We start from the raw sequence: 12,356 nt of genomic DNA, 5'->3' as shown, positions 1-12,356 counted from the left end.
TAACGCCAGTGCCTCCCTTGGCCGATCGACCCGGCGTAGCGTGGATGCCATGACACACAGCGAGGACGTGCGGAAGTTCCTGACCTCCCGCCGGGCAAGGATCACCCCGGACGAGGCAGGGCTTCCCGTCTACGGCGGCAACCGGCGCGTTACCGGACTGCGCCGCGAAGAAGTCGCGATGCTCGCCGGGATGAGCATCGACTACTACATACGGCTTGAGCGCGGAAACCTCTCCGGCGCCTCGGACAGTGTCCTCGAAGCACTCGCGCGTGCGTTGAAGCTTGACGACGCCGAGACGGCCCACCTTTTTGACCTGGCCCGTGCCGCCACCGCGTCCCCAAGGGTGAGGCGCAAGCACAGCCCGCAGACAGTGCGGCCGAGCGTGCAGCGCGTCATCGATGCGATTACTGCAGCGCCGGCTTGGGTTCGCAACGATCGCGGGGATGTCCTCGCCGCCAACGAGCTGGGCCGGGCCCTGTATCTGGACATGATGGCAGAGGTGGCCACTCCGCCGAACAGCGCGCGCTTCACTTTCCTGAACCCCAAAGCGCGGGAGTTCTTCGCCGATTGGGAACGCGCAGCGGACGACATCGTCGCGGTCCTTCGCTCCACCGCCGGAAAAAACCCGTACGACAGGGACCTCACGGACCTGATCGGTGAACTCTCCACCCGCAGCGAAGAGTTCCGCACGCGGTGGGCCCGTCACGACGTGAAGTACCACCGCGCCGGCCGCAAACACCTCCACCACCCGATCGTCGGCGACCTTGACCTGAGCTTCGAAGCGCTGGAACTTCCCGCAGACCCGGGACTGCGCATCAACGTCTACACGGCTGACCCCGGGACCCCCTCCGAGGACGCACTGAAAGTCCTCGCCAGCTGGGCCGCCACCCAGCGCGACACGTCACAAATAGCGGCTCACGGAAAGAAATGAAGGGCTGCCGCACCACGTTGTCGACCTGAGCAGCTGTGGATGATACCGTCGTCGCTGGCTAGACATTTGGGATTTCAGCACGCAATCGCAGGGGATCTATATTCCCCACTATTCACGTGAATTCCGTAATTCGTCTCAGGGGGGACAAATGAAGAAGTCTATTGCAGCGCTTGCACTTGCAGGAACAATCGTACTGGCCGGCACCGCGCCGGCCGTAGCATCCACCACCTACCCGGCGCCGGGCAATGAGTACGGAACCGTTTCTGACGGAACCATATCTCGCGGCGAATCCATCACTTTCTCCGGTAGCGGCTACATTGCCGGCGAAACAGTCAACATCACGTTCGAGCGAACCGGCGGCAAGAAGGCTTCGGACGGCGGGAGGCCCGCTCCGTCCAACTTCAGCGTGATTGCTGACGGCACCGGCGCTTTCTCAACGCCCATTACCTTCACCGACGGCGGCAACTACATGATCGGCGCTGTCGGCGCCACGTCCGGCAACAGGCGCTGGGCAGCCGTGGTTGTGAATTCCGGCAACGGCGGAGGCAACAATAACGGGGGCGGCAACCATGGCGGCGGCAACGGCAAGGGCAATTCCGGACTTGCTGCTGTTTCCAGCGTTACCGCCGCTGGCACAGCAAGTGGCGAGGCCAACACTGTTGCAGAGTCCAACCTGATCCTGTGGTCGCTGGTCGGCGCAGGCGCTTTGGCCGCGAGCGCGGCATCCACAGCGGTGATTCGCCGCCGCGCCAAGAAGTAACACGTCGCTACAAGGGCAGGTGCTTCTCCGGGAAACTGGAAAGCACCTGCCCTTTGCCGCTTGTGGATGTAAGGATCGGTTATGCCTCACCGCCTGATGCTCCTTGATACGGCCTCGCTCTACTTTCGCGCCTTCTTCGGCGTGCCCGATTCGATCCGCCGCGCCGATGGCACCCCGGTAAACGCCGTTCGCGGTCTGCTGGACATGATCGCGCGGCTCGCCACCGACTATGGGGCGACACATCTGGTTGCGTGCTGGGACGAAGACTGGCGCCCGAAGTGGCGCGTGGATCTCATCCCGACGTACAAGTCGCATCGGGTGGCGGAGGCGGTCGAGGGTGCGCCCGACGTCGAAGTGGTACCGGATGCGCTCCAGCTGCAGGTTCCCATGATCCGGCAGGTCCTCCGCCTTGCGGGGATCGCCGTCGTCGGGGCTGCCTCCCATGAAGCCGACGACGTCATCGGCAGCTACGCGAGCCACGCCGGGGTTCCCGTCGACGTCGTGACGGGCGACCGGGATCTGTTCCAGGTGGTCGATGATGCCCGCCAGGTGCGCGTCATCTACACGGCGAGGGGCATGAAGAACCTTGAGGTCGTGACGGATGCCGTCGTCGTGGGCAAATATCGAGTGCTGCCCGAGCAGTACGCCGATTTCGCGACGCTACGCGGCGACGCATCGGACGGGCTGCCGGGTGTGGGCGGGATCGGTGAAAAGACGGCCGCGTCGTTGCTCGGGACGTACGGCACGCTCGACCAGTTGCTCGCTGCAGCGAGGGATCCAGGCAGCGGGCTGTCCGCGCCTGTAAGGACGAAACTCGCCGCTTCCGCCGATTATCTGGCTGTTGCGCCCGTTGTTGTGAACGTCGTGCGCGACCTCGCACTGCCCACGCTCGACGAGGCGGGAGCGCTGCTGCGCCCCGTCGTTGGGGACTCGCGCATTGAACTCGAGCGTCTCGCTACGGACTGGAACCTCGGCGGCTCGGTGAAGCGATTGCTCGAAGCCCTCGACCTCAGGCAGTGAGGGCATCAGCCGTGCGCAATGATCGGCACAGCTGACAAATCAGTGAGTCGGTGACGCCTGGATGGTTCTCGCTGTGGCTTCTATCTTCAGGGTAAGCGCGGCGAGGGCGAGCATTTCCAGTCCGGTCCAGGCGAGCGTCCCGCCCCAGATTTCAGGGGAGAAGCTCAGTGCCCCGTCGTGGACCGCCACACCGGCGAAGTACGGGGCCCAGAACACGACGGGGGAGAGGCCTGTCGCGATCATTAGCCGCGCGTGGCTGGTCGGGCGGGGTCGCACAATGGCCCACAGCAATCCAACGAGGACGGCTCCAGCGACGGCCGCCGGAACGAGCCAGGCGTCACGCAGCGCGACCATGATCTGCAGGGCCACCGAGGGCAGCAGCACCATGGCCGCGGGCACGGCGGCGTGCAGGCGCCATCGTAGCGAAAGCAAAAGGACGGGCACGAAAAGCACAGCCGTTGAGACAAAGAACGATCCCAAGGACACGATGATGGACGACGACGTCGGCACCGTCACCGCGGGCTCCGCCCCGGGAGCGGAGATGTACGTCTGGATGAGCCCGTGACGGGCGAAGACCGTGAATTCCTGCAGGATGAATGCCGCGACCATGCCGGAGAGCATGGCGCTCGCGACGGCTGGTATCGACCGCGGCCATGACTGTTCGGGTGAGTGCCATGCCGAGGAGAACGGCGCGCCAAGGATGAGGAAGCCTCCCGTGGCGAGCCCCAGATGGGACGGGCTGAATAGCGCCTTGAGGCCCTGCTCGATGCCGAACACCGAATGCCAGGCGAAGTCCGCCATCCCGGAGATCAGGAAGAGGACGACCCCGGCTGCGGCGGCCCCATACCCGGCGGGGATGGCTTCGGTCCACCGTGTGCCGGGTGCGTGGCGGCGCCAGGTCAGGGCGGCGATCCAGAGGGCGCACGCCGCGAAGCCCGAGTAGAGGATCGCGTGCCACGGAGTGAAGAACGTCTCGAGGTCGCGGAGGTTGTTGTGCGCCCAGCCGTCAACATAGGTTCCGGTGAGGAGCCAAACGCCGGCCACGAGGGTAATGACGTCTTCAACGGCAGTCGTGGGGCGGTGGACTGATACCGGCGGAATCGCAAAAGCGTGAGCTGCTGTGGCGTCCATAGCTCCACAGTAGGTCCCGCCGCCTTTCGCGGCGAGAGGCAATCTCTTTTGCTGGAACCCCGGCCGCTGCGCCGTTTGCGGTTCCTGTTGACCAGGCTTCTTGCCCGGACCTAGCATCGCCGTGCTGGTGCGTGATGGTCTGGGGCATCCCTTGACCTTGGACCCAGCCGCCGCGCTGGCAGTGATCGTCTTTGCGGCACTCATCGCGTGGACTGTCTGGGACCGGAAACGGCGGCAAGGGTCGTGGTCTTCCTGACGGGTCTGTGCCGCCGGCCGCTGGTTATCGCCGGTATTCGCCGGCCACTGGACAGGTGAACGGATCCGCTGCCGCGAGTCCTACCGTATTAAGGTAGCGAACCACGATTGCGTACGAGTGCAGCAGCCCCGTTTCGGTGTAGGCGATCCCCTCGGCATCGCAGTGCGCCTTGACGAGCTGACGGACCTCTCGCAGGTGCGGGCGGGGCATATCGGGGAACAAGTGGTGTTCTATTTGGTGATTAAGCCCGCCCATGAGTAAGGTCACGAATCGTCCTCCGGCGATGTTGCGGGACGTGACCACCTGCCGTGTCAGGAAGTCCACCCGGCTGTTTTCGGACAGGATCGGCATCCCCTTATGATTCGGCGCGAAGCTTCCTCCCATGTACAGACCGAACACGGCGACCTGTACCACGATGAATGTGACGGCGATCGCGGGGGACAGGACGAGGAAAAGCAGGCCGACGTAGGCACCGAAGTGCAGACCCAGCAGGGCGATCTCAAGCCACCGGTACTTCACTGGCCCTCGCCGAAGCAAATACTTCAACGAGTCAATATGCAGCGTCCATCCGAGGAACAAGAGCAAAGGGAAGAGCAAATAGCCTTGGTGCTTGCCGAGGGCACGGCCGAGTCTTCCGCGGCTGCTTGGCACTTCGTTGTGGAAGATGACCACACCCTGTGCGATGTCCGGGTCATGATTGACCATGTTCGGGCGTGCATGGTGGCGCGAGTGCTTGTCGGTCCAATACGCGAAACTCATGCCTACCACCAGGGTGGCAATGAGGCGTGCAGTCCACTCGTTCGCGGAACGGGACGCAAACATTTGCTGATGGGCTGCTTCATGGCCGAGGAAGGCGAACTGCGTGAAGACGACGCCGGAGGCGCCTGCCACGGCCAGCTGAAGCCAGGAGTCTCCCAAGATGAAGAACACCACCCAGATCCCCGTTCCCACCACGGCCAGGATCGTCAGCAGGAGGAGGTAGTAGCGTCGGCACCGCCGGAGCAGACCCGCTTCCCGGACGGATTTCAGGAGGTCCGCATAGCTGCTCGTGACCTTGTTGATCCGTGCCCTTGGCGGAGTGGGTCGTGGCGGCATCGTCAACGCGGGCACGGACGGTGAAGGCTGGTTGGTCAAGGGCAAGTGGTTGCCTCCTCGGATGCGCTGAAGACGCGCTGCCGGGGTCCGGGGCAACACAACCAGCCTAGGCGCCGCTGGCCCTACCCGTCCAGAGGATTGGGATCAGGGCGGGACGATCAGTCGGTGATTGGTCTGGCATTCGATACGGTCCGGGGTTGACCAGCGGGGTGCACGTTTTCTCAAGTTTGCAGCACGGTATTGCAACCCGGCGGTAAGTTACCCCAAAGTAGCTAGGGATGCCGCGGACATAGGGGTTCGCGGCCAGGAGAAAGGCAAGGCCATGCGCCGATTCCGACTCACCGCCGTCCTCGCCGCTGCGGCGCTCACGATTGGACTCTTCGCCGCACCCGCGGCTCAGGCCGACTCGATCTCGCCGGACCCGCCCGGAGCCAATGACTGGACGTGCAAGCCGTCGAGCGTGCATCCGTACCCGGTAGTCCTCGTCCCAGGGACGTTCGAGACGATGTACAAGAACTGGGCGCTGTTCTCGCCCGTACTTAAGAATCAGGGGTACTGTGTCTTCTCGCTCAACTACGGAGTAGTCAACGGTGTCCCCGCCAGCGGGCCAATTCGGGACTCCGCGGCTGAGCTTGCGACGTTCGTTCGCTCAGTTCTCGGCGCAACCGGTGCGAAGCAGGTAGATCTCGTCGGCCACAGCCAAGGTGGGATGATGCCGCGCTATTACATCGGCTTCCTCGACGGCGCCAAGTATGTGCACCATTTGGTTGGCATTGCGCCGTCGAACCATGGCACCCAAGGCCTGATCGCGCCGTCGCCCGCAGGGATGATTCTCGACACGACCGCAACGAGCACCCTGTGCCAGGCCTGCGCGGACCAGCATGCCGGCTCGGCATTCATGACCGAGCTCAATTCGATCGGCGACGCCGTGCCGGGGCCGTCGTACACAGTGATCTCGACCCGCTACGACGAGGTCGTGACGCCCTATACGAGCCAGGCTCTTGTTGGGCCGCTAAAGCAAGTGTCTAACCTTGTCCTGCAGGACTACTGCCCGCTCGACACATTCGAACACGATCAATCTCCCAACGACCCGAACGTGTGGTCTCTCGTCTCCAACGCGCTTCTCCAGAGCGGCCCCGCAGATCCGAGGTATCGCCCGGAGTGCGTGTAGCGGGTGGTGGCCCGCCTGGGCTTTTGGTCCAGGAGGTTGCAGGCCCCGACGGCCATGCACGGTCCGCAGATCAGTCGGGCCGCCGATAATGTGCTGCCTGTATTCTCGCCCGGCACCGTTAGGATCGGTCCTGTGTACCAACGACAATGCGAAAGCCCATGATCCCCGACCCTTTCCCGACTGGTACAGGTCTGCCTCCGGACCCGCCGGAGGTTCCCGGCAAAGGTCCAGACACCGAGCTCAGTCCCGGGCTGCTGACTGACCGGGTACCGGGACAGGCCGTGATGGCCGAGCTCTTGGCCGTGCGGGAAAGGGACGCTCCGCGGTCCCGGCTGGGGCGCGTGTTCGGGCTTGACCCGCTGACCGCAGACAGCCGCCCCTGGTACACGGGCGCCGTCGGGGAATTGGCGGTGGCTCGGGTTCTGGCGCGGCTGGGACCGGAATGGACAGTCCTTCATGCGGTTCCGGTCGGGGCCGGCACGTCAGACATTGATCATGTGTTGATCGGGCCGGCAGGGGTGTACACAGTGAACACCAAGAATCATTCAAACCAGAGAATCTGGGTGGCTGGCCGCACTCTGATGGTGGCCGGCACGAGACAGCGCTATCTTCCCAACGCCATGCACGAGGCGGCCCGAGCCGCCAAGCTCCTCTCCGCAGCAGCAGGTCTGGCGGTGGAGGTCACCGGTGTCCTGGTGTTCGTGGAGCCCAAGGGCATCACGGTCCGGGAACGGCCCGAGAGCATAACTGTGCTGAGCGATGGTCAGCTGTTGCGCTGGCTTAACCGGCGCAGACCGGTCCTCACTCCGGAGCAGATCGCCCGCATTGTCGCCGTTGCCGCGTTGCCGGGAACCTGGCACCGCCAGCCTGCGGGGCCCGGGGACGCTGTCGCTCTTCAGCGGGCCTTCGACGCTGTCAGGACGGAAGTCGTGGGGGCCCGACGACGGCGGGCGGCATGGGCGCTTGCCGTCGCGGCCTGCTTCGTCGTCGCTGTTTTCAAACTTCCGGTGATCATTGCGTGGTTCGTTCCGATGCCCGTGCACGGCTAGCCACTAAAGCGACAAAGTGGTCTTTGGAGTGCCGGCAGGCGTTGTGCCTGGGTTGCCGGAATTGGTGAACCCCTGGCTTCGGTATGGAGCAGCAGCATATACGCCGAGAACCCTGACCTCATCGGTGAAGAACTCCAGCTCCTCGAGCGCGAGGCGCACGGGGGTGTCGGATGGGTGACCTTCAACGTCTGCCATGAAGGTGGTCGCAGCAAACTCGTTGCCCACCATGTAGCTTTCCAGGCGCGTCATGTTCACACCGTTCGTTGCGAAACCACCCAGGGCTTTGTACAGGGCCGAGGGGACGTTCCTGACCCGGAAGACGAAGCTCGTGATCACGGGACCGGGCAACTCGTCGCGGGTTTGCTGCCGACGCTCCCTGGACAGGGCGACAAACCGGGTCGTGTTGGTGGCGTCGTCCTCGACGTCTTCTGCCAAGACGTCCAGCCCGTACATCTGGGCGGCGAGCGGAGGCGCGAGCGAGACTTTGGAAGCGTCATTCCAGTCGCGGACCTCCCGTGCGGATCCTGCCGTGTCGCCGGCAACAACTGGTTTCAGCCCCATTGACCGGATCAGCTTCCTGCACTGGCCGAGGGCATGAACGTGGCTGTGCACTTCTCGCGCCTGTTCGAGGGTGCTTCCGGGTATGCCCAGCAAGTGGAATCGGATCCTGAGAAAATGTTCGCCCACAATCTGCAATCCGGATTCAGGCAGGAGCACATGGATATCCGCAACGCGCCCGGCGATGGAGTTCTCAATCGGAATCATGGCGAGGTCCGCGTCGCCGGATTTCACTAGTTCGAAAGCATCTTCGAAGCTGGGGCACGGTACTGGCTCCATGTCGGGGAACATCTGTAGGCAGGCGATGTTGGAGTTGGCGCCGGGCTCTCCTTGATATGCAACTTTACGAACCATGGAGCAAATGGTGTCACATTTTGCCGGGTGGGAAGCGCCGCGCCAGAACGGACTTTGGGTGTGAACCGGCTCGGAGCGCGCCGATGCGTGTGCGGAGGTATCGGGTTACCCTCACTGAACGGGTCCCACACTCGGACTACGCCCTGATCCACGAGCCGCCGGCTGGCAGCAGCTTAGACGGCGGTGTAGCCGCCATCGACGAGTACGTAAGAGCCGGTCATGAAACTGGCCTTGTCGGAAAGTAGGAACGTGGTGACGTTCGCGATCTCCTCAGGCTGTCCCAGGCGGCCGAGCGGATGCTTCGCCTCGAGCCCATTGAGGACTTCTTTAGGCGCAGCGGCCAGCAGCGGCGTATCGATATAGCCGGGGCCGATAGCGTTGACGCGCAACCCCTGGGCCCCATATTCAGCCGCAGCATTCTTGGTCAGGCCCACGACGCCGTGCTTGGCCGCGGTGTAAGCGGCGTTGCCGGGAGCGGCGACGGCGCCATAGCTCGCCACCGCGAAGTCGACGGCCTTCTTACTATCCTCGGCGACCGCTGTGTTGGCCTGAAAGGGAGCGGCGGTGCCGCCAGCGCCGTGATCTCGTTGGCCACGCGGGTGGCACCGTCCAGGTTGATGTCGACGACGACGACGTTGACACCGTTCTTCGCGAGGTCTTTGCTGATCGCTTCCCCAAGTCCGGAGCCTCCGCCGGTGACGATCGCGGTCTTGCCTTCGAAGTTACTCATAGTTCCTCCTCGTGCGGCGGAATCGGTCCCGCGATTTCAGTGTTGAGCGGTGGTTGAGCCGCTCGCTTGTGGCAACCGTACTCCGTCCCGCGAGAAGAAGCCGGGACTTCGAATCTCCTGGCTCCACAGCGAGGGTCCTTTGACCCAAACGTGCAAACGGCCGGAAAGTCTTCCTTCAGGTGCGAAACGGCGGCACCATGAAGGAGAGCAGAACCCGTCCACCGATGGAAGGGAGAGAGAACAGCGTGGATGAGCACAGGTCCCGTCGACGTCCCAGATTCCCGGGGTGGGAAGTCGGACCGGTGGCGGTCGGACTGGGCCTGGTCGCCCACCTGGTCTCGGGTGGCGTGTCTCCCGGGGTTCCGGTGCTGATCGCGCTGACGGCTCTGCTGAGTATGTGCGCTTCGCTGCTCGCCCGGATAAACCTACCGAGTTGGCTATTGGTCTTTCTCTGCGGTGTCGCCCAGCAGGTCCTGCATCTGGCCTTCGGCCGGCTCTCCGGGACCTTCTCGGTTGTTGCGCCAGCCCAACATCAGCATGCAGGGTCAGGATGGCAGCCTGGGCAGCTGGCCGTGACGCCATCCGTCGCGGCCGGGCACTCACCGGATTTGATGCTGGACACGCACGTTGCGGCAGCTTTGCTGACAGCGCTACTCGTCTCCCGGGCGGACATATCGCTTACGCGGGCGTTGGCCCTGTTCCGGCACTCCGGCCAGACCCCTAGGGCACATCTAGACTAGCTCGTGCCTCAGGAGGCCGCCGTCGGCCTCAGGACTTAGCGGTCGCCAGCTTCGACCGGACCCGCACGAGGGGCGCGTTCGGATCCTGCGGTTGGGGGATAGCGGTGAGAGCGAACTGGTCGATGACACCGGGCCGGAAGACGAGGCACTCGGTCGAGCCGCCGAACTGGAAGTACCCCAGTTCGTCTCCCTTGTTTACGTGGTGGCCCGGTACGATCTCCGGATCGATGACGCAGGACGAGACTTCGACCATGCCTACCGGGATCACTGCCATGAGACCGATGACGGGGTCGTCGGCCTGGATCAGGATGATCGCGCGGGCAGCGACGTGGGCCAGATATGACTGGGAGAGGGTCGGCTTGACGGCGTCGGCCCCCTCGGAGTCTGCCTCGGAGAAGTACGTGCCGTCCTTGACGTACGCCCGCACGATCGTTCCGGCGACGGGAGCGTGCCACCGGTGATAATTGAGCGCGCTCAGGAACGCCTGGTACACAGTTCCGCCCACAAAATGATCCATTGACTCGTCCCGGGCGAGCAGGTCCTCGAGTGAGAGGGCTGGTTCTTGACCCAGAACCGGCTCCGGCGTTGAACGTCGGAGCTTATCTTGTATGGGGTCGACTCGCAGGCGCTATGGCGATGATCCGGGGATCGCGGTGAGCCGCGAACCCGGCCTCGGTACCCATGGTCCAATCGAGGATCGCTGTCAACGGCGTGGTGACCATGCCGCCTTCGCTGAACTCGGGGGCAGTCGTCAGGACCTCGTTGATGAGCCGAAGCATCTGGTCAACGCTCGTGAGATGCCGTTTGCGGTAGGGCTTCAATTTAGGTACCTGCTCGATCATCTCCGTCATGTAGAGGCGGACAACCGGATCGCTGGCGATCAGTTCCTTGAACTCCACGATCACGGGATGCAGGGCAGCATCTTCGCCCCGCGCTTCCACTCGTTCCCGGTGACCGGCAATCCATTCCTCAAGGTCGTCTTGTCGCTCGGGCAGCCAGCCGCCCGGTCGTCGGACACGGTCGGATGAAGCGTTGATTGTGATAGTGCCGAGCCTGCGCGCCTCCGACGTCGGGCCAGGCGCCGAAGCAGGGGACCTCGGCGGTTCTGGCGCTTAAGGTGGCAGAATTGTCAGATGGCTCACCCTGGATGGCCACGGCTTCGGGCCGATGATTGGACCCTGACCCGGGAGACCGTGCACATGTGGACCCAGATCGTCGGAAAAATCCGCATGGCGCACAGCCCGATGCTGAACCACTGGTGGCAGGTGACGCTTTACGTCACGCCGCGCGGGCTGACGACATCAATGATCCCGTATGGCCGCGGTGCCTACGACATCGAATTCGATTTCCTTGAACACCGGCTGAACATACGCTCCAGCAATGGAACTTCAGCATTCGTCGTTCTCGGAGCCAAGTCGGTGGCCGAATTCCACTCCGAGGTATTCGAAGCCTTGGGCCGGCTCGGTATCGAGGCGTCTATCCGCGGCATTCCGAACGAGGTGGACCCGGCCATACCCTTCGCCGAGGACCATCAGCACGCCTCCTACGATCCGGAGGCCATCGGGCTGTTTTGGCGGCAATTGGTCCAGTCGGACCGCGTCCTGAACGAATTCAGGTCCCGTTTCAGGGGCAAGGCCAGTCCCGTGCACTTCTTCTGGGGAGGCATGGACCTCGCGTACTCCCGCTTCTCCGGACGGGACGCGCCCACCCACCCCGGAGGAATCCCGAACTGCGCCGACTGGGTGATGGTGGAGGGTTACTCCCACGAGCTAAGCAGCTGCGGGTTTTGGCCCGGGGGAGGGGACGAAGGAGCCTTCTATGCCTACTGCTATCCCGAGCCCGCCGGCTACGCCGAATATGTGACCGACGCCGACGGTGCCGTCTATAACAATGACGGCAGGCTGTACCTCCTCCCGTATGAGAACGTCCGCACTGCCTCGGACCCCGACAAGATGCTGTTGCGGTTCCTGCAGTCCACCTACGAGGCGGCTGCGGAGACAGGACGTTGGGACCGGGCCGCGCTGGAGGCGGATCCGGCCCGCTGGCGGCACTCACGACGAGGGCAGCATTCCTTCGGCGTGAAATAGCCGGGGCGTAAAGTAGTGGGTGGTCCAAAGGCACTCCAATACGAGGGAAAGCCACATGAATGCAAATCACGGAATCGACGTTTCGATTCCACCCAGCGGACCTGGTTGCGTCGAATGCGAGGCCAACGGTGGCTGGTGGCTCCACCTGCGGCGGTGCGCCCAGTGCGGGCACATCGGCTGCTGCGACAACTCGCCGGGGCAACACGCCACAGCCCATGCACAATCCAGCGGCCACCCGGTCATCCGCAGCTTCGAGCCGGGCGAGGACTGGTTCTTCAACTATCCCGACTCCGCATTTTTCGCCGGTCCGGAACTTGAACCGCCGGCGCATCACCCGCTCGATCAAAGCGTTCCGGGCCCAGCCTCACGCGTCCCGGCCGACTGGCAGCAGCGACTGCACTGACGGGGATGGAAGGACGATAGCGTGAGCGGCGTGCATCGCTTCCGGGCTGAACGCGGAGGTTGAGGCTGTGA

General features: G+C 63.8%; 13 protein-coding genes and 1 pseudogene. 8 read left to right on the top strand and 6 right to left on the bottom strand.

Going from position 1 to position 12,356, the window contains the following annotated elements; all coding sequences use genetic code 11:
- The first annotated feature begins 49 nt into the window (after positions 1–49).
- From AC1DJB_RS04895 to AC1DJB_RS04885, 3 genes are all read left to right on the top strand, one after another.
- On the top strand, positions 50–931 hold the full coding sequence (locus tag AC1DJB_RS04895; protein WP_441437517.1) for a helix-turn-helix transcriptional regulator: 882 nt from the start codon (positions 50–52) through the stop codon (positions 929–931).
- Positions 932–1,079: 148 nt separating this feature from the next.
- Positions 1,080–1,691 carry a hypothetical protein gene (locus tag AC1DJB_RS04890; RefSeq protein WP_059388961.1) on the top strand — a complete coding sequence of 204 codons (612 nt, stop codon included), beginning with the start codon at positions 1,080–1,082 and terminating at the stop codon, positions 1,689–1,691.
- A gap of 81 nt (positions 1,692–1,772) precedes the next feature.
- Entirely contained in the window at positions 1,773–2,711 is a 939-nt protein-coding gene (locus AC1DJB_RS04885) for a 5'-3' exonuclease (RefSeq protein ID WP_441437516.1), read from the top strand.
- A 39-nt stretch (positions 2,712–2,750) separates the two neighbouring features.
- Here the strand turns inward: AC1DJB_RS04885 and AC1DJB_RS04880 are convergent, their stop codons facing one another.
- Together AC1DJB_RS04880 and AC1DJB_RS04875 are read right to left on the bottom strand one after the other, a co-directional pair.
- Positions 2,751–3,842, bottom strand: coding sequence for a hypothetical protein (locus AC1DJB_RS04880; RefSeq protein WP_441437515.1), 1,092 nt, complete (start codon positions 3,840–3,842; stop codon positions 2,751–2,753).
- A 280-nt stretch (positions 3,843–4,122) separates the two neighbouring features.
- The gene (locus tag AC1DJB_RS04875; RefSeq protein WP_306960069.1) at positions 4,123–5,232 is read right to left on the bottom strand and encodes a fatty acid desaturase family protein; all 1,110 of its coding nucleotides are present in this window, start codon (positions 5,230–5,232) and stop codon (positions 4,123–4,125) included.
- A 283-nt stretch (positions 5,233–5,515) separates the two neighbouring features.
- Between AC1DJB_RS04875 and AC1DJB_RS04870 the strand changes: the two genes are divergently transcribed.
- Both AC1DJB_RS04870 and AC1DJB_RS04865 read left to right on the top strand, forming a co-directional pair.
- Positions 5,516–6,364: an esterase/lipase family protein gene (locus tag AC1DJB_RS04870; protein WP_306960068.1), complete on the top strand. Its 849-nt coding sequence runs from the start codon at positions 5,516–5,518 to the stop codon at positions 6,362–6,364.
- Between the two features lie 158 nt (positions 6,365–6,522).
- Entirely contained in the window at positions 6,523–7,413 is an 891-nt protein-coding gene (locus tag AC1DJB_RS04865; RefSeq protein WP_476909985.1) for a nuclease-related domain-containing protein, read from the top strand.
- 3 nt (positions 7,414–7,416) lie between these two features.
- Here the strand turns inward: AC1DJB_RS04865 and AC1DJB_RS04860 are convergent, their stop codons facing one another.
- Together AC1DJB_RS04860 and AC1DJB_RS04855 are read right to left on the bottom strand one after the other, a co-directional pair.
- The gene (locus AC1DJB_RS04860; RefSeq protein WP_307053756.1) at positions 7,417–8,325 is read right to left on the bottom strand and encodes a prephenate dehydratase; all 909 of its coding nucleotides are present in this window, start codon (positions 8,323–8,325) and stop codon (positions 7,417–7,419) included.
- 173 nt (positions 8,326–8,498) lie between these two features.
- A pseudogene (locus AC1DJB_RS04855) lies at positions 8,499–9,055 on the bottom strand (SDR family NAD(P)-dependent oxidoreductase).
- Positions 9,056–9,357: 302 nt separating this feature from the next.
- Here AC1DJB_RS04855 and AC1DJB_RS04850 point away from each other — a divergent pair.
- A complete protein-coding gene (locus AC1DJB_RS04850; protein WP_306972489.1) occupies positions 9,358–9,795 on the top strand; it encodes a hypothetical protein in 438 nt (145 codons plus the stop codon).
- A 28-nt stretch (positions 9,796–9,823) separates the two neighbouring features.
- On the opposite strand, the gene AC1DJB_RS04845 is transcribed toward AC1DJB_RS04850, so the two are convergent.
- Both AC1DJB_RS04845 and AC1DJB_RS04840 read right to left on the bottom strand, forming a co-directional pair.
- Positions 9,824–10,366, bottom strand: coding sequence for a phosphatidylserine decarboxylase (locus AC1DJB_RS04845; RefSeq protein ID WP_306960237.1), 543 nt, complete (start codon positions 10,364–10,366; stop codon positions 9,824–9,826).
- Between the two features lie 28 nt (positions 10,367–10,394).
- Positions 10,395–10,736, bottom strand: a complete 342-nt coding sequence (locus AC1DJB_RS04840) for a phophatidylserine decarboxylase associated domain-containing protein (protein WP_476909984.1) — start codon at positions 10,734–10,736, stop codon at positions 10,395–10,397.
- A 192-nt stretch (positions 10,737–10,928) separates the two neighbouring features.
- Here AC1DJB_RS04840 and AC1DJB_RS04835 point away from each other — a divergent pair, with 192 nt between their 5' ends.
- Together AC1DJB_RS04835 and AC1DJB_RS04830 are read left to right on the top strand one after the other, a co-directional pair.
- Positions 10,929–11,882 carry a DUF5996 family protein gene (locus tag AC1DJB_RS04835; protein ID WP_441437512.1) on the top strand — a complete coding sequence of 318 codons (954 nt, stop codon included), beginning with the start codon at positions 10,929–10,931 and terminating at the stop codon, positions 11,880–11,882.
- 55 nt (positions 11,883–11,937) lie between these two features.
- A complete protein-coding gene (locus AC1DJB_RS04830) occupies positions 11,938–12,285 on the top strand; it encodes a UBP-type zinc finger domain-containing protein (protein WP_306960054.1) in 348 nt (115 codons plus the stop codon).
- Positions 12,286–12,356: the final 71 nt, after the last annotated feature.

The sequence above is a fragment of the Arthrobacter sp. 01T428 genome, from assembly GCF_056398685.1.
This window is presented reverse-complemented; position numbering and strand designations above follow the sequence as displayed.

Coding starts and splice junctions, on each gene's coding strand:
- AC1DJB_RS04895 (WP_441437517.1), top strand. CDS start 50: ATGACACACAGCGAGGACGTGCGGAAGTTCCTGACCTCCCGCCGGGCA.
- AC1DJB_RS04890 (WP_059388961.1), top strand. CDS start 1,080: ATGAAGAAGTCTATTGCAGCGCTTGCACTTGCAGGAACAATCGTACTG.
- AC1DJB_RS04885 (WP_441437516.1), top strand. CDS start 1,773: ATGCCTCACCGCCTGATGCTCCTTGATACGGCCTCGCTCTACTTTCGC.
- AC1DJB_RS04880 (WP_441437515.1), bottom strand. CDS start 3,842: ATGGACGCCACAGCAGCTCACGCTTTTGCGATTCCGCCGGTATCAGTC.
- AC1DJB_RS04870 (WP_306960068.1), top strand. CDS start 5,516: ATGCGCCGATTCCGACTCACCGCCGTCCTCGCCGCTGCGGCGCTCACG.
- AC1DJB_RS04865 (WP_476909985.1), top strand. CDS start 6,523: ATGATCCCCGACCCTTTCCCGACTGGTACAGGTCTGCCTCCGGACCCG.
- AC1DJB_RS04860 (WP_307053756.1), bottom strand. CDS start 8,325: ATGGTTCGTAAAGTTGCATATCAAGGAGAGCCCGGCGCCAACTCCAAC.
- AC1DJB_RS04835 (WP_441437512.1), top strand. CDS start 10,929: ATGGCTCACCCTGGATGGCCACGGCTTCGGGCCGATGATTGGACCCTG.
- AC1DJB_RS04830 (WP_306960054.1), top strand. CDS start 11,938: ATGAATGCAAATCACGGAATCGACGTTTCGATTCCACCCAGCGGACCT.